This is a genomic window from Stenotrophomonas sp. AGC87, from assembly GCF_057333975.1.
This window is the reverse complement of the sequence record NZ_JBHFHW010000029.1, coordinates 198639-220968: the sequence shown is the minus strand read 5'-3', so window position 1 is coordinate 220968 and position 22330 is coordinate 198639. Positions and strand designations below refer to the sequence as shown.

The 22330-nt window shown below is 68.1% G+C and carries 17 protein-coding genes; 6 read left to right on the top strand and 11 right to left on the bottom strand.

The annotated features are described in order from the left end of the window. Positions 1-40: 40 nt before the first annotated feature. The 5 genes from bioC to bioB all read right to left on the bottom strand — a co-directional run bounded on the left by bioC (position 41) and on the right by bioB (position 4890). A complete protein-coding gene (gene bioC, locus ACE026_RS10975) occupies positions 41-925 on the bottom strand; it encodes a malonyl-ACP O-methyltransferase BioC (protein ID WP_486039022.1) in 885 nt (294 codons plus the stop codon). A 36-nt stretch (positions 926-961) separates the two neighbouring features. Continuing rightward, a complete protein-coding gene (locus ACE026_RS10970; protein WP_486039021.1) occupies positions 962-1744 on the bottom strand; it encodes an SDR family oxidoreductase in 783 nt (260 codons plus the stop codon). Between the two features lie 59 nt (positions 1745-1803). Then, on the bottom strand, positions 1804-2565 hold the full coding sequence (gene bioH, locus ACE026_RS10965; RefSeq protein WP_486039020.1) for a pimeloyl-ACP methyl ester esterase BioH: 762 nt from the start codon (positions 2563-2565) through the stop codon (positions 1804-1806). Positions 2566-2581: 16 nt separating this feature from the next. After that, positions 2582-3793: an 8-amino-7-oxononanoate synthase gene (gene bioF, locus ACE026_RS10960; protein ID WP_486039019.1), complete on the bottom strand. Its 1212-nt coding sequence runs from the start codon at positions 3791-3793 to the stop codon at positions 2582-2584. 62 nt (positions 3794-3855) lie between these two features. Further along, positions 3856-4890 carry a biotin synthase BioB gene (bioB, locus tag ACE026_RS10955; RefSeq protein WP_486039018.1) on the bottom strand — a complete coding sequence of 345 codons (1035 nt, stop codon included), beginning with the start codon at positions 4888-4890 and terminating at the stop codon, positions 3856-3858. Between the two features lie 70 nt (positions 4891-4960). Between bioB and ACE026_RS10950 the strand changes: the two genes are divergently transcribed. From ACE026_RS10950 to ACE026_RS10940, 3 genes are all read left to right on the top strand, one after another. Continuing rightward, positions 4961-5674: a double zinc ribbon domain-containing protein gene (locus ACE026_RS10950; protein ID WP_486039017.1), complete on the top strand. Its 714-nt coding sequence runs from the start codon at positions 4961-4963 to the stop codon at positions 5672-5674. A gap of 71 nt (positions 5675-5745) precedes the next feature. Continuing rightward, the gene (locus tag ACE026_RS10945; protein WP_486039016.1) at positions 5746-6306 is read left to right on the top strand and encodes an HdeD family acid-resistance protein; all 561 of its coding nucleotides are present in this window, start codon (positions 5746-5748) and stop codon (positions 6304-6306) included. Positions 6307-6353: 47 nt separating this feature from the next. Beyond that, the gene (locus ACE026_RS10940) at positions 6354-6854 is read left to right on the top strand and encodes a SecDF P1 head subdomain-containing protein (RefSeq protein ID WP_486039015.1); all 501 of its coding nucleotides are present in this window, start codon (positions 6354-6356) and stop codon (positions 6852-6854) included. Between the two features lie 23 nt (positions 6855-6877). On the opposite strand, the gene ACE026_RS10935 is transcribed toward ACE026_RS10940, so the two are convergent. Genes ACE026_RS10935 through ACE026_RS10910 form a run of 6 tightly spaced genes read right to left on the bottom strand, consistent with a single transcriptional unit; the run spans position 6878 to position 14102 of the window. Next, positions 6878-8683: an MFS transporter gene (locus tag ACE026_RS10935; RefSeq protein WP_486039014.1), complete on the bottom strand. Its 1806-nt coding sequence runs from the start codon at positions 8681-8683 to the stop codon at positions 6878-6880. Positions 8684-8736: 53 nt separating this feature from the next. Beyond that, on the bottom strand, positions 8737-9852 hold the full coding sequence (gene nagA / locus ACE026_RS10930; protein WP_486039013.1) for an N-acetylglucosamine-6-phosphate deacetylase: 1116 nt from the start codon (positions 9850-9852) through the stop codon (positions 8737-8739). After that, positions 9849-10625 carry a DeoR family transcriptional regulator gene (locus ACE026_RS10925; protein WP_123729905.1) on the bottom strand — a complete coding sequence of 259 codons (777 nt, stop codon included), beginning with the start codon at positions 10623-10625 and terminating at the stop codon, positions 9849-9851. The genes nagA and ACE026_RS10925 overlap by 4 nt, the downstream gene beginning before the upstream one ends. Positions 10626-10659: 34 nt before the next feature. Next, complete coding sequence (locus ACE026_RS10920) at positions 10660-11988, bottom strand: D-tagatose-bisphosphate aldolase, class II, non-catalytic subunit (RefSeq protein ID WP_486039012.1); 1329 nt, start codon at positions 11986-11988, stop codon at positions 10660-10662. 23 nt (positions 11989-12011) lie between these two features. Beyond that, on the bottom strand, positions 12012-12938 hold the full coding sequence (locus ACE026_RS10915; RefSeq protein ID WP_486039011.1) for an ROK family protein: 927 nt from the start codon (positions 12936-12938) through the stop codon (positions 12012-12014). Between the two features lie 6 nt (positions 12939-12944). After that, complete coding sequence (locus ACE026_RS10910) at positions 12945-14102, bottom strand: SIS domain-containing protein (protein WP_486039010.1); 1158 nt, start codon at positions 14100-14102, stop codon at positions 12945-12947. Between the two features lie 333 nt (positions 14103-14435). On the opposite strand from ACE026_RS10910, the gene ACE026_RS10905 reads away from it, so the two are divergent. The 3 genes from ACE026_RS10905 (at position 14436) to ACE026_RS10895 (ending at position 22316) form a co-directional block, all read left to right on the top strand. Then, entirely contained in the window at positions 14436-17795 is a 3360-nt protein-coding gene (locus tag ACE026_RS10905) for a TIM-barrel domain-containing protein (RefSeq protein ID WP_486039009.1), read from the top strand. Between the two features lie 133 nt (positions 17796-17928). Continuing rightward, entirely contained in the window at positions 17929-20907 is a 2979-nt protein-coding gene (locus tag ACE026_RS10900; RefSeq protein WP_486039008.1) for a TonB-dependent receptor plug domain-containing protein, read from the top strand. A gap of 53 nt (positions 20908-20960) precedes the next feature. Beyond that, on the top strand, positions 20961-22316 hold the full coding sequence (locus tag ACE026_RS10895) for a Gfo/Idh/MocA family protein (RefSeq protein ID WP_486039007.1): 1356 nt from the start codon (positions 20961-20963) through the stop codon (positions 22314-22316). Positions 22317-22330 lie beyond the last annotated feature (14 nt).

Genomic DNA, 22330 nt, shown 5'->3' with positions numbered 1-22330 from the left:
TGTGTATAAGAGGCGCCTCTACGCGATCAGCGCGGGTGGCTCAGGGCGTTTTGCGGCGGATCGGAATCGCCGAGATCGGCACCGTGGCGACATCGTGTCCCCGCTCGCGGATCGGCGCGCCGCCTTCCGGCGCCCACGCGTGTGCGTAGATCACTTCCCAGCTGCTGGGCAGCTTGCCGTCTTCGCGCCGCAGCGGCTCGTAGGCCGCACGCGCGGCATCGAAGCGCCCGCGCCCGGTCAGCGTGTGGCGGCGGTCCTGGCGCGCGTTGGTGGCGCCGATCGCCTGCAGTTCGCGCATCAGCGCGGTCAGGTCGTCGTAGGTCAGGGTGAACAGGTCGCGGTCCAGTACGGGATCGCGGAAGCCGGACATCATCAGCGCATCGCCGAACTGTGCGATCGGTGCGAAGCGACTGACGTGCGGCACCTCGTCGGCGGCGGCGAACGCATCGCGCAGTTCGATCAGGGTCTCCGGCCCGAACGTGGAGACCAGCAGCAGGCCCCCGGGCTTGAGCGCGCGGCGGAACCCGGCGAACACCGCCGGCAGATCCTCCACCCACTGCAGGCACAGGTTGCTGAAGATCACATCCACGCTCTGGTCCAGCACCGGCAACGCCTGCGCATCGCCACACACGCGCGAGAACGGCTTCCACCAGCCGGCCTGCTTCTTCGCTTCGCGCAGCATCGGCTGGGCCAGATCCAGCGCGATCACCTGTGCCTTCGGCCAGCGCTTCTTCATGAGCGCGCTGGCGTGGCCGGTGCCGCTGCCGACATCGAGCACCACCTGCGGCTGGCGGTTTTCCAGATAATCCAGCGATTCGAGCAGGCGCTTTTCCACCTCGCGCTGCAGCGCCGCGGCGGCGTCGTAACTGCTGGCGGCGCGCGAGAAGGCGCGGCGGACGTGATGGGGATCGAAGCTGGACGTCATGGGGTACTCACGGCTCAAAACGGTGGTGCGGTGGAATCAGAAGGTGCCCGGGTAGGCGCCGCCATCGATCAGCAGGTTCTGCCCGGTGATGTAGCCGGCCTGTGCGCTGCACAGGAAGGCGCAGGCGGCACCGAACTCATCGGCGGTGCCGAAGCGGCCGGCGGGAATATGCGTGCGTTTGCGCTCGGCCAGCTGGCCGGCATCGATGCCCTGCTGCTGCGCCAGATACGCGAAGTTGCCGCGCAGGCGATCGGTGTCGAACTGGCCCGGCAGCAGATTGTTGAGGGTGACATTGTGGGCGACGGTCTTGCGTGCCAGCCCGGCCACGAACCCGGTCAGCCCGGAGCGCGCGCCGTTGGACAGCCCGAGGATGTCGATCGGGGCCTTCACCGAAGAAGAGGTGATGTTGACCACGCGGCCGAAGCCACGCTCGATCATGCCATCCACCGTGGTGCGGATCAGCTCGATCGGGGCCAGCATGTTGGCGTCCAGCGCGGCGATCCAGTCCTCGCGGGTGAACTGGCGGAAATCGCCCGCCGGCGGGCCCCCCGCGTTGTTGACCAGGATGTCGACCTGCGGGCAGGCGGCCAGCGCGGCGGTACGGCCTTCGGGCGTGGTGATGTCGGCAATCACGCCGATTACCCGGCGTGCGCCCGGCAGGCCCTGCAGGTCGAGCACGGCGCGTTCCAGGGCCGCTTCGCCGCGCGCGGCGATGACCACGTTGACGCCCTCCCGGGCGAGTGCGCGTGCACAGCCCAGCCCGAGGCCTTTGCTGGCGGCGCAGACCAGGGCCCAGCGGCCGGCGATTCCAAGATCCATGGGTCAGTCCTGTGGGAAAAGGCAGGCGTACATGATCGGCGATGCGCGGCCGGAACAGGTCAAGGCAGCGCGGCAACAAAGTGTTGCAGCTGCGCGGCCACCTCGTCGGTATGGCCGAGGAAGGGTGCATGCCCGCCCTGGGCGATCACATGCGCCTGCGCGCCCGGCGCCAGCGCGGCGGCAGCCTGCATGGCCCGCGCCGAGACCAGCCGGTCGCGCTGGCCGGCCAGCCACAGGCTGGGCTTGCCCAGCTGGGCCAGGGCGCCGCGCAGGTCGGTGTTTTCCAGCAGGCGCAGGCCTTCCTGCAAGGCGCGCGGGGCCGGCTCGCCGCGCGCGACCAGCATCTCGCGCAGCGTGCGCAGTTCCTGCCGCGCGTGTTCGGAGCCCATCGCATCCAGCGCGAGGAAGCGCTCCAGCGTGCCGCGATAGTCCTGCGCGAGGTCCTGGCCGAACTGTTCGAACACCGCCGGTTCCACCGCATGCGGCCAGTCGTCGCTGCGCACGAAACGCGGCGTGGCGGCGATCATCGCCAGCGCACGCACCTGGGGCAGGGTCGCGGCAGCATGCAGCGCGAACAGACCCCCGAGCGACCAGCCGCACCAGACCGCCGGCGGCGTGGCTGCGGCGATGGCATTGACCACGTACGGCAGGCGCAGCGGCGTGGTGTCATCGCGGCTGGCGCCGTGGCCCGGCAGGTCCACCAGGTGCAGCTGCATGTGCGCCGACAGGCGGTCCACCAACGGCGCGAACACGCCGCCGTGCAGGGCCCAGCCGTGGATCAGGACCAGCGCGGGGCCTTGGCCGATGACATCGATCTGCATGCTCAACCCAGCGCTGTCACGCGGTCAGGGCAGTCAGCGATGGCGGCTGCACCACGGTGTCGCGGGCGTGCGCGATCGCATCGACCAGTGCGCGCACCTCGGCGGGTGCGTGCAGGGCGGACAGGGTCACCCGCAGGCGCGCCTTGCCCTCCGGTACGGTGGGCGGACGGATCGCGCTGACCAGGAAACCGGCGGCTTCCAGCGCGGCCGACATGCCCATCACCGTCGATTCGGCGCCGCACAGCAGTGGCTGGATCGGGGTATCCGATGGCATCAGTTCCAGGCCGTGCTGGCGCGCGCCGGTGCGGAAGATGCCAATCAGTTCAGTGAGCTTTTCGCGGCGCCAGTCATCGCGGCGGGCCAGTTTCACCGCGGCCAGGGCGGCGGCCGCCTGCGCCGGCGGCACGGCGGTGGTGTAGATGTAAGGGCGCGCGGTTTCGGCCAGGTGCTGGATCATCGCCTCATCGCCGAGCACGACCGCACCGCTGCCGCCGAGCGCCTTGCCGAGCGTGGCCAGCTGCAGCGGCACATCATTGACGCCCAGGCCCGCATCGGCCACGCAGCCGCGGCCGTGTTCACCGACCACGCCGATGCCGTGCGCGTCATCGACGTACAGCAGCGCTTCCTGCATGCGCGCCACCAGCGACAACGACCGCAGCGGGGCGATGTCGCCGTCCATGCTGAAGACGCCGTCGGTGGCCAGCATCGCCGCGCCGTTGGGCGCGTGCTTGAGTTGGCGCAGCGCGCCTTCGGTATCCAGATGCGGGTAGCGGCGCAGGCGGCAACCGGCCAGGCGCGATGCATCGAGCAGGCTGGCGTGGTTGAGCCGGTCCTGCACGCATACATCGTCTTCTTCGCTGAGCAGCGCCTGCTGCACCGCGAGGTTGGCGGCGAAGCCACTGCCGAACAGCAGCGCCCGCGGATAGCCGAGCCAATCGGCCATTTCCCGTTCAAGTGCTTCATGCAGCGCGTGGTGGCCGCAGATCAGGTGCGATCCGGTGGCGCCAGTGCCTTCGCGCGCGGCCGCATCCTGCAATGCGCTGACCACGCCGAACTGCTGCGACAGGCCCAGATAGTCATTGCTGCAGAAACCGGTGAGCCACTGGCCATCGACGTCCAGCCGCACGCCATCGCGCCGGCTCACCACGCGGCGCACGCGAAGGCGCCCCTGCGCGTCGCGGAGCTTGCGCAGGGCCTGGATGCGGTCGTGCAGGTCAGGACGGGCCATGGTCGTCAGGGGGTCCGGGTGGGCCGTTAGCGTACCCGGTTGCCGGGCCCGCTGCTCGGGGCTCAGGCCGCCCGCCCGCAGCCGCCGCCGGCGGTGATGTCGGCGTGGACCGTGCCCGGGTGGTCGTGCCCGTCGGCATCCACCGTGACCGGCATCGGGCGCAGGCCCAGCCGTTCGAACAGGGCCAGATCGAGTTCGGTGTCCGGGTTGCCGGTGGTCAGCAGCTTTTCGCCGTAGAAGATGGAGTTGGCCCCGGCCAGGAAGCACAGCGCCTGCAGCTCGTCGCTCATCGCCTCGCGCCCAGCCGAGAGCCGCACCATCGCACGTGGCATCACGATGCGGGCCACCGCGATCATCCGCACGAATTCGAAGGGGTCCAACTCGGCGGTGCCATGCAGCGGCGTCCCGGCGACCTGTACCAGGCGGTTGATCGGCACCGAATCCGGGTGGGCGGGCAGGGTGGCCAGCGCCAGCAGCAGCCCAGCCCGGTGTTCGCGCGTCTCACCCATGCCGACGATGCCACCGCAGCAGGTCTTCAGCCCGGCTGCGCGCACGTGCGCCAGCGTGTCCAGGCGGTCCTGGTACTGGCGCGTGTGGATGATCGAATCGTAGTAGTCCGGCGCGGTATCCAGGTTGTGGTTGTAGTAGTCCAGCCCGGCCTCGCGCAGGGCGGTGGCCTGTGCGCCGCTGAGCATGCCCAGCGTGGCGCAGGTCTCCAGGCCGAGTGCCTTCACCTCGCGGATCATCGCCGCCACCTTGGGGATATCGCGGTCTTTGGGCGAACGCCAGGCCGCGCCCATGCAGAACCGGGAGGCGCCAGCCGCCTTGGCCTGGCGGGCCTTGGCGACCACGTCGTCGGTGGCCATCAGCTTCTGGGCATCCACCCCGGTGCTGTAGCGCTGCGCCTGCGGGCAGTACGCGCAGTCTTCCGGGCAGCCGCCGGTCTTGACCGACAGCAGGGTCGAGACCTGCACTTCTGCCGGATCGAACTGCTCGCGGTGCACGCTGGCCGCGCGGTGCAGCAGCACCGGGAAGGGCAGCGCGAACAGCGCCAGCAGTTCCTCGCGGTGCCAGTCGTGTCGGATGACAGAAGCCATGGGAGTGTCCTGACAGATAGTGGAACGAAAGGGCGGCAGTCTGGTGAGGCGGCCCTCATCTGTCAACCATATGCTCTTGTCTAAAGTTTACGGCGCCCTGGGCTGGCTCGGCTGGCAGATCCTGCCGCTGCGCTGCCTGGTCTGCGAGTGCCCGGGCGAGGACGGGATGGATCTGTGCCGCGCCTGTCATCAGGCGCTACCGTGGAACGACCGTGCCTGCCGTCGCTGCGCACTGCCGTTGGCGGCGAACGACCCGGGTGATGCGGCGGGGGATCACTGCGAGCGCTGCGTGGACGAGTATCCCCGCCAGGCGGCGGCCAGTGCCGCGTTCCTGTATGCGCCGCCGATCGACCGGTTGCTGATCCGGTTCAAATTCCACCAGGACCTGGCCGCCGGCCGGCTGCTCTCACAACTGATGCTGCAGCGCGTGCCGCCGTTTCTGGCCGGGCCGCTGCAGCCGATGCCGCTGCACCGTCGCCGGTTGCGCCAGCGCGGTTACAACCAGGCGCTGGAACTGAGCAAGCCGCTGGCGCGCGGGCTGTGCTGCCCGCTCTGGAACGGGCTGCAGCGCACCCGCGAAACCGCAGCGCAATCGAATCTGGACGCGGATGCCCGGCGCTGCAATCTGCGCGATGCGTTCGCGGTACGCGGCCATCCACCCGCCGGGCTGACGATCGTCGACGATGTAATGACCACCGGGGCAACCACCGATGCCGCATTGCGCGCCCTGCAGTACGCCGGTGCCGGCCCGATGCAGGTCTGGGTCTGTGCGCGCGTGCCGTAAGCGCCGTTGCCGCGCCTTGCACGCTGCGAGGACGTACCATCGGGCTGTCATCACCCTCGCAAGGACGTCCCATGAACCTGCCGCCGGATCCGCGCACCTCACCGCTTCTCACTGCCATCGGCCGCAGCTGGTGGGTGCTGATGCTGTACGGCGTGGTCGCCGTGGTCTTCGGCCTGATCGCGATCGCACGGCCGCTTTCGGCCGCCACCGCACTGGCCTGGGCGATCGGCGTGATGGCACTGGTGGAAGGCCTGATCAGCCTGTTCGCGCTGTTCGGCCGCAGTGGCGTGCCGCGGGGGTGGCTGCTGGTCTACGCGCTGGCCTCGGTGGTATTCGGTGTGCTGGCCGTGCTCAACCCATTGGCCACGGCCAGTGTGCTGATCCTGCTGCTGGCCGCCTGGCTGATCGTTGCCGGCATCTACCGCATCGTGTTCGCGATCCGGGTGCGCAAGGAAATCCAGGGCGAGTGGCTGCTGATCCTCAGCGGCGTGCTGGCGATCGTGCTCGGCGCGATGATGGTGGCCAATCCGATGGCAGGCATTGCCGTCACCACGCTGTGGGTCGGCATCGGCAGCCTGCTCTACGGCGTGCTGCAGATCATGGTCGCCTGGCGCATCCGCCGCCTGCGCTGAGTATGCGCAGCGGCGATACTCGTGCCCTTCTTGACGGAGAGACACGCATGCGCAGCAGTCTGTTGATCATGACGATGGCGCTGGGGGCCGGCCTCAGCGCCTGCACCCAGCCAGCGCCCGCACCCGCCGCGTCCGAGACGCCAGCGGGCGTCGCACCGCTGGCGAACGCACGCATCCAGATGCGGGAGGTGGCCGAGGATGCGCAGCGCCCCGGCGTCACCACGCTCAAGGATCGCGACGGCAACGCGCTGTCCTTGATCGAGCCAGCCTTCATCACCACGGCCGACATCGCCTCGGTAGCCGTGGGCAGCGACGGGACCACCGGACACGGGACGCTGATCCTGCGCTTCACGGAGGCCGCGGCACCGCGCATCCTCGCCGCGACGGAAGCGCGCGTCGCCAAGCGTGTGGCGTTCACCGTCGGCGATCAGGTCCTCAATGTCGCCGTCATCGCCGGCCCCTTCGCGCAGTCCATGCAGGTGACCGGGCTGGGCAGCACCGCCGAAGCCGACCGGCTGTATACCGAGGTGACCGGCAAGGCGCCCTGAGTGCCTCGCCGTTGCCGACGGCCTCAGCGGAAATTCGCCTCGATCTGCTCCAGCGATTTGCCCTTGGTCTCCGGCAGCCAGAACGCGGCGATCAGGAAGTACAGCAACGTACAGCCGGCCCAGAAGAAGAACATGCTGGCGTAGCCATGATGGCCGACAGTAGGCAGGAAGATCGCGGCGATCACGGTAGAGACGAACTGGTTGATCAGCAGCGCGATGCTCATGCCGTTGGAGCGGATGCGGGTTGGCATCAGCTCGGACAGCGCCAGCCACACGCACACGCCCGGGCCCACCGCGAAGAACGCGACGAACAGCAGGATGCAGCCGGCGACCAGCCAGCCGTGGGTGGGCGAGGGCACCGGGCCGATCACCGCACGTTCGATCACCAGCGGCGCGTTGGCGGCCTGCGCCGGGTCCGGGAACGGGTTGAGATGCAGCGTGCGGAAGAAGCGGCCGATCACGCTGTCGGCCGACACCGCGTCTTCGCGACGGATCTGCAGCGTGGCGTCGATCGGGTTGTCGCTGCGCAGTGAGCGCACGTTGCTGAAGCCACCGTAGGCATACGACACGGTCAGCTGCTGCGGTGCGGCGCCGGCGTTGCCATCCAGCCGCTGCCATTGCGCGGCATCCAGTGGCAGCGACAGGGTGGTGCCGCTCACCTGCTGCTGCAGCGCGGCCTGCACATCCAGCCGCCCGCGCTCGCTCTGCACGAACAACACTGCAGCCGCCAGCAGCGACAGGGTGATCCCGCCACTGCCCAGCATCAGCAGGAACTTGCGGCCTTTGCGGTCCACCAGCACCAGTGCGACCACGGTCATCACTGCATTGAGCAGCTTGATCGCCACGTCGGCGCCGTTGGCCACCGAGCCGGGCAGGCCAGCCTGGTTGAGGATGTTGACCGCGTAGGCCAGCACCGAGTTGATGCCGGTGGCCTGGGTGAAGGCCAGCACCAGGCAGGCCAGCACGAACGGCCACACGTAGCGGCGGCTGAGCAGCGGGTCGCGCTTGCCGTTGCGGCCGATCTGGAGCTCCTCCGGCGCCTGCATGCGCTGCAGGGTCGACTCCACGTCGCCCGCGGCGACAGTACGCTGCAGGGCGTGGCGCGCTGTATCGATGCGGCCACGGCGCACCAGCCAGCGCGGGGATTCACTGATCAGCAGCACACCCCCGGTGAACACCAGGCCGGGCAGCAGGCAGCTCCAGAAAATGGTACGCCACGCATGGTCCTTGACGTCGAACAGCAGGCGCTGCTGCTCCGCACCGGGCAGATGGCGCACCGCGGCGGTCGCGGCATCCACGGCATGCGCGTGGTACAGCCCGATCACGGCGGCCAACACCAGGCCGATGGTCAGCAGCAGCTGGAACATCGCCGCGCCACGCCCACGTCGTTCCGGGCTGAGCACTTCGGCCAGATAGAGCGGCACCACCACGCCGATCAGGCCGCCGCTGATGCCCTGCAGCAGGCGCCCCATCAACAGCGCGCCATAGCCATCGGACAGGGCCATCACCGGAATGCTCGCGGTGAACAGCACGCCGGCCAGCAGCATCGCGCCACGGCGGCCGATCAGGTCAGCGACCATCCCGGCGAACAGCGAAGACAGCACACTGCCCAGCAGCACTGCGGCGACCACGAAACCCAACTGCTGGCTGGTCAGGTGCCAGCTCGTGGTGGCGGTGGCCTCCAGATAGGGCAGGGCACCGGCGATGATGCCGATGTCGATGCCGTAGAGCAGCCCGCCCATGCCGCCGATGAACAACAGATAGCGTACCGGCCAGCGCGGCGCGGAGGCGCCGGCGTGCACGGGCATGGCTGCGGAAACGTCGTTCATCGTGCCGGTCCTGTCTGCAAGTGCGTGCGCCATGGCGGCGCGGGAGTCAGCGCTCAGTCGAGCGCGATGTCATCGCCTTCCACCATCACGCCGCGCACGCGCAGGTCATGGTCGAGCACCACCAGGTCCGCCCAGGCACCGGTCGCGATGCGGCCGCGGTCGTCGATGCCGAGGTAGTCGGCCGGGTAGCGCGACAGCCGGTGGGAGGCATCGGCGATATCCAGGCCGAGCGAGACCAGGTTGCGCAGCGCCTGATCCATGGTCAGCGCACTGCCGGCCAGCGAGCCGCTCGACAGCCGCACGCAGCCCAGGCACTTGTGCACGCGCTGTACGCCGAGTGCGTACTCGCCATCGGGCATGCCGGTGGCGGCGGTCGCATCGGTCACGCAGTACAAACGCGGGATCGCGCGCAGGGCGGTGCGGATCGCGCCGGGATGCACGTGCTGCAGATCGGGAATGAGTTCGGCGTACTGCGCATGCGCCAGTGCAGCGGTCGCGATGCCCGGGTGATAGTGATCCACGCCGGTCATGCCATTGAACAGATGGGTGAAGCCGGCCGCACCGGCGTTCAATGCGGCCACGCCATCCTCATAGCTGCCGGCACTGTGGCCAAGCTGCACGCGGATGCCGAGTGCGCTCAGCGCGGGAATCAGCGCCAGGTGCTGGCCGATCTCCGGCGCAAGGGTAAGCACCTTGATCGGTGCGATTGCATGCAGGCGCTGCACGTCGGCCAGCGTGGCCTCCACCACCAGCGGTGGCTGTGCGCCCAGGCGCTGCGCACTGATGAAGGGGCCCTCCAGGTGTACGCCGAGTACGCGGGCCATGCCGGGTGCGCGCGTGGCGATCGCGGTGGAAAGACCTTCAAGCGCGCGGGTAATGTCGTCCTCCTGCGCGGTCATGGTGGTGCCCAGCAGTGCGGTGGTGCCGTGCCGGGCATGCGCGCGTGCCACCGTCTGCGCAGTCCTCCCGCCCTGCATGATGTCCACCCCGGCGCCGCCATGCACATGCAGGTCGATGAAGCCGGGCAGGATCAGCGGGACGTCGTCGTCATTCCGCGGATCGGCGTGCGCGGTATCGATCGCGGTGATGCGCTTCTCGAAATGGATATCGCCGCGGACCCAACCGGTGTCGGTGAGCAGGCGGCCGTGCAGGGAGCGGGACTCGGTCAAGGCGGGGACTCGGCGATGATCACTTCGACGCCCAGCCGCTGCAGCCCTTCCAGGTACTCGGGCTCGATGCTGCCGTCGGTGATGATGGTATGGACCTGGTCCAGCCGCGCGATGCGGTGCAGGCTGACCCGGCCGAACTTGGAGGCGTCGGTCAGCACCACGATGCGGCGCGCGCGCTCGACCATGCGGTGGTTGAGGCTGGCTTCGGCCTCATGGTGGGTGGTGAGGCCGAACTGCAGGTCCAGGCCATCCACGCCCAGGAACAGGGTGTCGAAGCTGTAGGTGTTGAGGCTTGCCTCGGCCTGGCTGCCATGCAGCGAGAGCGACTGCTTGCGCAGCAGCCCGCCGGTGAGCAGCAGCTCCACGCCGGGCGCGTTGGCCAGCTCCCAGGCGATGTTGAGCCCGTTGGTCATGACCGTGACATCGCGATGCCCGCGCAGGTGGCGCGCCAGGGTCATCGTGGTCGAGCCGGAGTCGATGATGATGTTGTCGCCGGCCTTGACCAGCTTGGCCGCCTCGATGCCGATGCGGTCCTTCATCGGCAGGTTCAGCGCGTCCTTTTCGTGAATGTCCTGTTCCTGCGGCGGCGTGCGTACCAGCGTCGCGCCCCCGTGGGTGCGCGTGGCCAGCCCCTGCGACTCGATGTGGGTCAGATCGGCGCGGATGGTGACTGCCGAGACCGCAAAGCGCGCCACCAGCTCGCTGACCTGCACATTGCCGTGCTCGACCAGGGTCTGGAGGATCTGTTGGCGGCGCTGCCGGGTGTTTCGCATGGGGGCGATTCCGTTCGAAAGGGAAAGCCGAAGCTTACCGTTCCGAAAGCTCCTTGGCCTGTCCGGTTTCGTTATGCCCACCCGAGACGTTGCGATTGCAGGCCCGGGCATACTCGGCCAGGCGCAGCGCCACCTTGTGCTGGATCAGCGCCAACGGCGCCGGCTGCAGTTCACCGGCCTCGATCGCCTTGAGCTGCTCGGGCATGAACTGGCTGAGCAGCATCTGCGGCGGCGCGTGCGCGGTGAGATTGGCGACCAGCGAATCCAGCGCGGCCTGTACCGCTGGCTCGCCCCAGTAATAGCGGCTGCGATCACTGAGCGAGTACGCGCGCAGCAGGCGCAGTTCGTGCTCGTCGCCCTGGTAGTAGCTGCGCCAGCTGCCCGGTGCGTCGACCATGCAGCGGTCCAGCACCTCGATCAGATGCGAGCATCGCGCGGCGGGCAGCAGTTCGCGCTCGATCATCGCCAGCGCGAACACCGCCTCGCGGAACGCATAGGTCGCCGCCGGGCCGACTTTCAGGATCGCGAAATGATCGCGGACCAGCGCGTGCAGGCCAGCTTCGGTCTGGTAATCGGTGGAGTGCGCTTCGAACACGATGCGCGGCTGCTGCTCGACGAAGGCCGACAGCTCCGCGGCGGCGGCCGGATCATAGTAGTGCACGCTGCTGTGGTCGAAATCCACGCCAGGCTGCACCACCATCGCGATCACGCGCTCCCAGGCCGGCAGCAGGTCCGGGGCGGAGAACGCCTCGCGGTGGATCGCCAGCGTGGTCGCCGCAGCGGCCGGCGTGGTCACCTGCAGGCCACCAGCCAGCGAGGCCTCACCGCCGGGAATCGGTACCTCGGTGCCGATCACGTAGACCGGTGGCGGCAGCCCGTGCTCGGCCGCCGTGCGCTCGGCGATGCGCGCCAGTTCGGCCGAGCGTGCGGCGACGATGGCGTCCGGCAGCGGGGACGGGTCATCGGCGCAGGACATGCTGCAGTCCAGGTGGATCTTATGGAAACCGGCGGCGACATAGGCGGCGATCAGTTCGCGCGCGTTTGCCATTGCGGCGTCTGCCGGGCCCTTCTGCCAGGCGTTGGGACCGAGGTGGTCGCCCCCGAGCACCAGCCGCTCGGCCGGGAAGCCGGCATCGCGCGCCAGCTGCATCACGTAGTCGCGGTACTGCGGCGGGGTCATGCCGGTATAGCCGCCGAACTGATCGACCTGGTTGGAGGTCGCTTCGATCAGCAGCAGGGTGTCGTAGCGCTGCGCGACCTGCATCGCTGCCAGCAGCACCTGCGCGTTGCTGCAGCAGACGCTGTACAGCCCGACGGGGTGGCCCTGGCGATGGGCGGCGATCAACGATTGGACGGCGGACATGGCAACTCCAGTAACAGCGGTGTTCAGGGGGAAAGGTGGTGCTGGCGCGCGAGCAGTGCGGCGCCCCGCGCACCGCCGGCATCGCCGAAGGTGGGCGGCAGGATCGGCGGCACGCGTACGCCGGTGAACAGGTAGGGCGCGATTGCGGCCGGCAGATCGCGGTACAGCTGCTCCAACTTGGAGAGCCCACCGCCGAGCACGATCACGTGTGGGTCCAGCGCGAGGATCAGACTGGCGAAGCTGTAGCCGAGCAGGTCGCGGTGGATCGCCAGGGCCTGCCGTGCGATGGCATCGCCGGCCTGGGCGCGTGCGACCACCTCGGCGGCATCCAGCGCGTCGCCGCCACGGCGTTCATGGATCATCGCCAGGCCGCTGCCGGACACGTAACGCTCCAGGCAGCCGCGCAGGCCGCAGCCACAGTCCAGCACTGGCAGGTCGTGGCGCTGCTGCAGCGTGGCGGGCAGGCTCCAGTGGCCCCACTCGCCGGCGATGCCGTTGTGACCGGCGATCAGCCGGCCGCCGACGCAGAAGCCACCGCCCGCCCCCGTGCCGAGGATCGCCCCGAACATGCTGGGGTAGCCGGCGGCGGCGCCGTCATGGGCTTCGGACAAGGCAAAACACTGCAGGTCATTGCCCAGCTCCAGCGGGCGCTGCAGGCGTGCCTGCAGGTCCGCACCGACCGTCTGGCCGGTCAGGCTGGGCACGTTGGCGCTGAGCTGGCGGCCACTTGCACGATCACGCACGCCGGGCAGGCCGATGCCGACCCCCACGCCGCGCTCGCCGAGTGCGGCATCGGCCGCATCGACCAGATCGACGATCGCCTGCAGGAACGCGGCGTAGTCGCGGGTCGGCGTCGCCACGCGTTGGCGGTGATGGACCCCCAGCGTGGCGTCGCACGCGACCAGTTCGATCTTGGTGCCGCCGATGTCGATCCCGTACCAGGTCTGCATGCGTGCTCAGCCGTGGGGGTGGATGGTCACGCCCTGCACCACACGGTTGACCGTGCCGTCGGGGAAGGGATTGTCCGGGGTCATGCCGAGCGCGGCCGAACGCTGCAGCGCATAGCACTGCGGCACCAGTAGCCACAGCGGAGCCAGCCACGGATCGGGCAGCGCGGGTGCGGCGAGGACGAAGTCGCCCTCGGCGCGGTCCACGTCATCCGGCCCGATCGACAGCACCCGCCCGGCGATGCCGTCGCGGCGCAGTTCGTTCAACAGGTCCTGCTCGTAGCGGCGGGCCAGCGGCTGCGCGCTGCGCAGCATCACCACCAGGGTCTCGCCGTTGAGGGTGGACTTGGGCCCATGGCGGAACCCCAGCGGCGTATTGGCCAGCGCCAGCACGCGGCCGGCGGTGAGTTCGAGCACTTTCAGCGCGGCCTCGCGGGCGACCGCTTCCAGCGGACCGCTGCCGAGATAGATGACACGCGAATACGGTGCCTGGGCGAGGGTGGCCACCGCGGCATCCCAGGCTTCCAGCGCACGCTCGCCATGGCTGGCCAACGTGCGAAGACGCTCCAGGCGCGCTGCCCACGGAGCGCTGTCGAACACACTCAGCGCGGCCAGCAGCATGCAGCTCAGGCTGCTGGTCATGGCGAAGGCGCGGTCGCAGCTGGCCGGCGGCATCAGCAGCGACAACGTATCGCTGCGGCCGTGGCCACGCGTGGCGAGTTCGCCCGCGGCGTTGCAGGTGATATCCAGGAAGCGCGCGTGGTCGACCTGGTCGCGGACCAGATCCACCGCGGCCACGCTCTCCGGGCTGGAGCCGCTGCGCCCGAACGACACCAGCAGGGTCGGTCGATCGCGGCGCAGGTACAGCGCCGGATGGGTCAGCAGGCTGGTGGTATGCACGGCGCGCACCTCGGCGGGCCACTGCGCATTGATCTGGTCGGCCACCATCTCGGCGATGAAGCCCGAGCTGCCGGCGCCGGTGAAGATCACGAGCTGGTTGGGATCGCGCAGGGCCTGCCCGAGGAAGCCATCGACGCGCGCCTGCGCGGCCTCCAGCAGGCCGGCCAGCGCAGCCCACAAGCGGGGCTGCTGGGCGATTTCTTCGGCGGTATAGGCGCCACCGAGGCGCTGCCACGTGGGCAAATCAGGGAGCAGAGAAGCGTCCATTCGCAATTCCTGTTGGGCGACCGCACCTTCTGCGTTTTCTTTCGAAATGTCAAATATCGAAAGATAAAGAAAAGGTCTATCGGTCACAGTTTTCGTCCTTCGCTCGTGGGGTGGTCGTCGAAGATGGCGGGGAATGCCGCGCTGCACCAAGGTCTCAGCGGGCAGAAAATGCGTATTCAGGTGGCGTTTGGAAAGTGCCGCGATGCCGCATCTTTCGTTTATAGCAAAATATCCTTCCTTTTTCTTTGCAATTTGTTGACATCTTTCGAGACCCTGCCCTAGAGTCGGCCGCACTGGTTTCAGTTTCCCGCTGACCGCGGGCTTGGGGGCAAGGTGGACTTCCGGTTTCGACGCACTGGTCTGACGATCGCACTGCTCACCGCAGTGGCTCTGGCTGCCACTGCCAACGCGGCGCCGGTGGGCAACCTGCGTGCGATCACCGCTGCCCCCGCCAAAGACGGCACCGCCGGCTGGACACTCAGCACCGATACCGGCGCCACGCTGCGCGTGGAGTTGCTGCGCGATGACGTGCTGCGTGTGCGCGCCGGCCGCAACGGCACGCTGACCGATGCCGGTGACAAGGCTGCCCCGATCGTGCTGCCGCAGCCACCCGCGAAGGTCGCCTTCGAGGTAGAGGAAGATGGCAACGAGGTGCGTATCCGTACCGACGCCCTGGTGCTGCGTATCCAGCGCCAGCCACTGCGCCTGTCGCTGGATCGCCGCGAGGGCGGACGCGATGTCGCCTTGTGGCACGAACTGCAGCCGCTGGACCTGGACAAGGACCAGAGCGTGCAGGTGCTCTCCAGCGAAGGCGATGAGCACTTCTACGGCGGCGGCCAGCAGAACGGTCGCTTCGAGTTCAAGGGCCGCGAACTGGAGGTCTCGTATTCCGGTGGCTGGGAAGAAGGCGATCGCCCCAACCCGGCGCCGATGCTGCTGAGCTCGCGGGGCTGGGGCATGCTGCGCAACACGTGGAGCGACGGCACCTATGATCTGCGCCAGGCCGACCAGGCCACGCTGCTGCACCGCGAGGACCGCTTCGATGCGTACTACTTCGTCGGGCCCAGCCTGCACACCCTGCTGGACCGCTACACCACGCTGACCGGCCGCGCCGGCTTGCTGCCGCGCTGGGCGTTCTCCTATGGCGATGCCGACTGCTACAACGATGGCGACAACATCAAGAAGCCCGGCAGCGTGCCCGACGGCTGGCGCGACGGCCCCACCGGCACCACCCCCGATGTGGTGGACAGCGTGGCCAGGCAGTACCGAGAGCACGACATGCCCGGCGGCTGGATCCTGCCCAACGATGGTTACGGCTGCGGCTACAAGAAGCTGCCCGAAACCGTGCAGGGCCTGGCCAAATACGGCTTCAAGACCGGCCTGTGGACCGAGAACGGCGTCGACAAGATCGCCTGGGAAGTCGGTACTGCCGGCAGCCGCGTGCAGAAGCTGGACGTGGCCTGGACCGGCAAGGGCTACCAGTTCGCGATGGACGCCAACCAGTCCGCCTTCAACGGCATCCTGAACAATTCCGACTCGCGCCCGTTCCTGTGGACGGTGATGGGCTGGGGCGGCATCCAGCGTTACGCGGTGGCCTGGACCGGCGACCAGAGCAGCAGCTGGCATTACATCCGCTGGCACATCCCGACCCTGATCGGCTCGGGCCTGTCCGGCATGGCCTACGCCAGTGGGGACGTGGATGCGATCTTCGGTGGCAGCGCCGAGACCTTCACCCGTGACCTGCAGTGGAAGAGCTTCACCCCTGTGCTGATGGGCATGTCCGGTTGGTCCGGCAACGCGCGCAAGCACCCGTGGTGGTTCGATGAACCCTACCGCAGCGTCAACCGCGACTACCTCAAGCTGAAGATGCGCATGACCCCGTACATGTACGGGCTGGCACACGATGCGGCGACCAGCGGCGCGCCGCTGCTGCGCGCGCTGATGTGGGACTACCCGCAGGACCCGCAGGCCTATACCGAAGCGCACAAGTACCAGTTCCTGCTCGGCCGCGAGCTGCTGATCGCGCCGGTGTACCGCAGCCAGGCCGCGAGCCGTGGCTGGCGCCGCGACATCCACCTGCCGCAGGGCCGCTGGATCGACTACTGGGACGGCCGCCAGTTGGCCGCCGGTGCCGAGGGACGTTCGCTGGATCGCGCGGTCGATCTGGCCACGATCCCGGTGTTCGTGCGCGCCGGGGCGATCATCCCGATGTATCCGGCGATGCTCTACGACGGTGAGAAGCCGCTGGATGAAGTGACCTTCGATCTGTACCCGCAGGGCACCTCGCAGTACACGCTGTACGAAGATGATGGCGCCACCCGCCGCTATGAGAAAGGCGAATCGAGCACGCAGGCGATCACGGTGCAGGGACCAGCGCAGGGCAGTGGCCCGGTGCAGGTGCGCATCGAGGCGGTGCAGGGCCAGTACGCCGGCCAGCTGCCGCAGCGCCGTTATGCGCTGCGCGTGCTCAGCCGCCAGCGCCCCGCCGCGGTGACGCTGGATGGCCGCGCGCTGCCGATGCTGGCCGACCCGGCAGCGTGGCAGGCCGCAGGCGAGGGCTGGTACTTCGATGCGGCCGAGCGCCGCGGCACCCTGCATGTGCGCACCGCACCGACCGACATCCGCCAGGCACTCGCGCTGCAGCTGGAGCTGCCGATCGCCGCCGCACCTGCCGACGATGCCTTCCCGGCCGCACCGGAACTGGGCCGCGCGCTGCCCTCCGACAGCCTGCTGGTGGTCAACCGCCCGGCCGAGGAGCAGGGCTACGAAATGGAGAAGGCCTTCGACGATGATCCGGCCACGTGGTTCCGCACGGTGCGCAACCAGGCGGTCAAGACCGGTGCGCACGAATGGGTGCTCGGCTTCGGCGAACGCAAGCTGATCGACGGCATCGAACTGGCGCCGCGCAACGACCAGCACTGGAAGAGTGGGCAGATCCGCGATTACGAAATCTACATGGCCGACAGCAACGGCGAATGGGGTGAGCCGATCAAGCGCGGCCGCCTGACCCTGCAGCAAGGCATGCAGCAGATCGACTTCCCCGCCCATGCCGGCCGCCTGCTGCGCTTCCGCGTGCTCAGCACGCAGAACCCGGAAGGCGACGGTGCCAGCGGTGCCGACCCGATGGTGACCGCGGCGCAGGGCAGCGTGGCGCGTGCGGTGGATGCGCTGCAGCCGCGCGATGTCGGCCCGATCGTGCTGTCCACGTTCCACGTGCTGGAGCACCCGCAGGCGGAGGGCCCAGCGCAGCAGCTGTACCTGTCCGCGTTGCCGCTGCCCGGCCCGTTGAAGGCCAGCATCGCCACCGACCACGCCTTCGGGGGCGAGGCCGAAATGCGCATGAACGGGCTGCATTTCCGCCGCGGCCTGGGCGTCAACGCCAGCAGCCGGATCGATCTGCAGCTGGGCGGCGGCTGGCGCCTGCTGCGCGCCGACCTGGGGATCGATGATCAGTGCCGCACCGCCGGCGGCATGCAGTTCCAGGTGTGGGGTGAAGGTCGGTTGCTGTATGACAGCGGGCTGGTCAACGCACCCGGCGTGGTCAAACCGGAGCTGGACGTGCGCGGCCTGCAGCGGCTGAGCCTGCGCACGCTCGGGGCGCAGGGTGACCACCCCGCGCAGGTCTGTGGCAACTGGGCCAATGCCGCCCTGATCGGCCAGGAGGGCGATACCGCCAGCATCGTGTCGCCGTAACCGAACCGCCTTCCGAAGCACCGCTCTCTCCCGTTTCCCGTCTGCGGCCCTTTGGCCGCGGCACGGGGGACGTTTGCCCGAACACACCCATCCACCGCCAGCCCCACGCTGCGGATCGAACAAGGAGCCCAAGATGTTGACCGAACGCCATCGCCATCGCCATCGCCGCATCACCGCCACCCCCTTGTCCATCGCACTCGGCCTGGCCGTTGCGGTGGTCGGCAGTGCCAGCGCCCAGGACGCAACGCCCGATACCAAAGCCACCGAGCTGTCGCGCATCGAAGTGACCGGCTCCAACATCCGCCGCAGTGATGTGGAAACCGCCTCGCCGGTGCAGGTGATCAGCAAGCAGGACATCGAGAACATGGGCGCGCGCACGCTGTTGCAGGTGCTCGACAACCTGCCCGCCGCGCGGCCGGGCCAGCAGGACTCGCGTTCACTGTTCACCGGCTCGGACGGTGCCTCGCAGGCCAACCTGCGTGGCCTCGGCGCACAGGGCACGCTGGTGCTGTTGAACGGCCGCCGCCTGTCCTACTACGGGGCGCCGGCCGGCTTCCAGACCCAGTTCGTCAACATCGATGCGATCCCCGCCGCAGCGATCGAACGCATGGAAGTGCTGACCGACGGTGCTTCGGCCGTGTACGGCACCGATGCGGTGGCCGGCGTGATCAACGTGATCACCAAACGCTCCTACCAGGGCGCGGAGATCAACCTCACCACGGACAAATCCTCGCGGATCAGCTCCTACGGCGAACACCAGGGCAGCATCACCGCCGGCTTCGGCGATCTGGATGAAGACCGCTACAACGTGTACGCCTCGGTCAATCTGTACCGGCGCGATGCGATTCCGCTGAGCGACTTCTACGACAAGCGGCCCGACCAGTACTACGTCAACAACCCCAACTACCTGCCCAACCTGCGCCTGGGCACCGGCAGCAAGCCGGGCGAGTTCAACCCGGGCAGCTACTTCGCGTTCGACCCGGTCACCGGCCGCCGCGTGCAGGAAGCCGCCCCGGGCTGCAACAACGTGCTCACCAGCGAAGCGGCCGGCCCGCGCTGTATCTGGGAGACGTGGATGAACAACGAGATCGACGCCGGCGCCAAGTCCGAGCGGAACACTGCTTATGTAAACGCGCACTTCCTGATCGGCGACAGCACCGAAGCCTTCGCCGAAGCGACCTACACCGACATCGACCTGACCGCCAACGGTGGCACGCCGCGCGCCTACGGCACCACCACCGGCAACCCGACCAGCTGGTTCTCGCGCAACACCGGCACCACGGTCAACCAGTTCCTGTATCCGTACCTGGGCCCGAACAACGAATACAACCACGCCTCGCCCGAGCTGAAGGCACTGATGGGCGGCGTGGTCGGCCTGCAGTACCTGCTGCAGGACGTGGGTGCCAACCACTTCGGCCAGCGCAACACCGACCAGAGCTACCGCGTGGTGGCCGGAATGCGCGGTGACATCGGCGACTGGAACTGGGAAACCGCGTTCGCCACCGCCGGCAGCCACTCGGTCACCTACCAGACCACCAACGTGAACCTGGCCGGCTTCGAGAAGGCCTTTGGTCCGTACTCGGTCGACCCGGGCACTGGCCGCGTGATCATTTCCGACCATCCGGCATACAAATTCGGTGAGATCAGCGAGGCCAACGCCGCGCTGATCCGCGAAGCGTTCCCCACCTTCGACATCCAGTCCTGGACGCGCCTGCATACCCTGGATGGCAAGATCGAGGGCCCGCTGTTCCAGATGCCGGCCGGCGAAGTGCGTGCGGCCTTCGGCTTCAACGCCAGCCGCGAAACCTTCTACACGCCGGGCAACCCGGACGCGGCCAACGGCCTGATCACCCAGCAGGGTGGCTCGTGGTTCGACGGCAAGCGCAACACCTATGCGCTGTTCGCCGAGACGGTGGCGCCGCTCACCGAGAAGCTGGAACTGGACGCCGCACTGCGCGTGGACAAGTACCCGGACTTCAGCGCCAACCTGGCCCCGAAGATCGGCCTGAAGTACCAGATGTTCGATCAGCTGATGCTGCGCGGCACCTACTCCACCGGCTTCCGCGCCCCCAGCCTGGCCGAGTCCGGCAACGGGGGTGTGTTCGCCCAGCTGGGCGGCTATCGCGATGAAGTGCGCTGCAACGAGACCAACGCCATCGCCAACCTGCTGTTGCAGTCGCAGCGCGGGGGGGATGTCGACCTCGGCAATACGCTGCTCAATACCGACTGCAGCCGCACCGTGGCGCGCATGACCCAACCCAACCCGGATCTGAAGCCGGAGAAGGCCAAGATCACGACGCTCGGCTTCGTCTACGAGCCGACGCAGTGGTTGTCGGTGTCGGCCGATTACTGGTTCATCTACCGCAGCAATGAAATCGTCGCCCCGGATTTCACCCGCGACGAAGACATCATCTCTTCGACCCGTTCGCCGATCACGGAAAGCGACCGCGCCAACCTGGCTGCCCTGGCGGCGATGTGTGCCGACCCGGCCAGCGGCGTGGCCTGTCCCGGCACGCTGCCCGGCTACAGCGTGGGCAACGTGGCCAGCGTGGTGGGCCAGTACAAGAACCGTGGCAAGACCCTGATCGACGGCTTCGACATCGATGCGCGCAGCCGCTTCTCGCTGGGCGAGTGGGGCAACCTCAACATCGGTGTGGCCGCCACCATCGCCAACCGCAACCGTTCCTACCTGGATGATGAAAGCGGCTGGTACTACGGCGACCTGGTCGGCTACTACAACAACCCGCGCCTGCGCGCCACGTTGAACGCGGACTGGAGCTACAAGCAGGTCACCACCAGCGTCTTCGTCAATTACGTGGGCGGCACCAAGTGGGCGCTGCAGCAGATCGACGAGGAAGACAACAATCCGCAGAGCTGCACCGCCGGCTACCTGCCGGTGGAGCAGAGCAAGTGCGATGGCGCCCCGTCGTGGTGGACCGCCAACCTGAGCGTGGCCTGGCGCCCGGATGCCCACTGGAACGTCGGCTTCACCATCAAGAACCTGTTCGACCGTCTGCCGTTCTATGACCCGAACAGCTTCCTCGGCGATTCCAGTGATTACGCCACCATCTTCGGTCGCGGCTACAGTCTCACCGTCGGCTATAAGTTCTGATGCTTCCCCCGCGCCGGTCCCGGCCGGTGCGATCTTCACACGAGGTACTGTCCATGAAACGCAGAGAATTCATCGCCGCCAGCGCGGCCGTCGCCGCCACCAGCCTGCTGCCCAACACGCCCGCCTGGGCACGCGCGCGCAAGGTGCGGCTGGGCCTGATCGGCACCGGCATGCGCGGCCAGGTGCTGCTCAAAGAGCTGGTCCGCCGCGATGACGTGGAGGTGGTCGCGCTGTGCGATATCGAACCGATCATGCTCAAGCGCGGCATGGACATGGTGGCCAAGGCCGGCAAACCGGCGCCCAAGGCGTACGGCCAGGATGGCGACGTCAACGCCTGGAAGCGGTTGATCGAGCAGCGCGGCCTGGACGGGGTGATCATCGCCACGCCGTGGGAATACCATGCACCGATGGCGATCGCGGCCATGCAGGCCAAGATCGCGGTGGGTTGCGAAGTGGTGGCCGGCATCACCCTGCAGGACCACTGGGATGTCCTCAAGACCCAGCTGGCGACCGGTACGCCCTACATGCTGCTGGAGAACGTCTGCTACCGCCGCGACGTGATGGCGGCGCTGCAGATGGTGCGGCAAGGCCTGTTCGGCGAACTCGTGCACCTGCAGGGCGGTTACCAGCACGATCTGCGCGGGGTGAAGTTCAATTCCGGCGATCCCAGCCAGCCGTATGACAGCGGCGTGGAGTTCGGTGCCAAGGGCTGGTCCGAAGCACGCTGGCGCACCGAGCATTCGGTGAGGCGCAATGGCGAGTTGTACCCCAGCCATGGCATCGGCCCGTGCGCGATGTACACCGGCATCAACCGTGGCAACCGCTTCACCCACATCAATGCGTTTGCCAGCAAGGCACGCGGCCTGCACGACTACACCGTGGCCAAGAGCGGCGGCACCAAGCATCCGAGCACCAAGGTCACCTTCAAGCTCGGCGACATCGTCACCACTACCCTGGCCTGCGAAAACGGCGAGACCATCCTGCTGCAGCACGACACCTCGCTGCCGCGCCCGTACTCGATGGGCTTCCGCGTGCAGGGCACCAAGGGCCTGTGGATGGACGTGAACCAGTCCATCCATATCGAAGGCCGCAGCCCGCCGCACAAGTGGGAACCGTTCCAGGCCTATCAGGATCAGTACGAGCACCCGCTGTGGAAGCAGCATGCCGATACCGCTGCCAGCGCCGGCCACGGTGGCATGGACTGGTTCGTCATCCATGCCTTCGTGGAGGCTCTCAAGGCCAAGGCACCGATGCCGATCGACATCTACGATGCGATCACCTGGAGCGCGATCACACCGCTGTCCGAGCAGTCCATCGCCAACAGCTTCCAGACGCTGGAGTTCCCGGATTTCACCGCCGGGCTGTGGAAGCAGCGCAAGCCGATCTTCGCGTTTGATGGGACGTACTGAGCGATACCACCCGC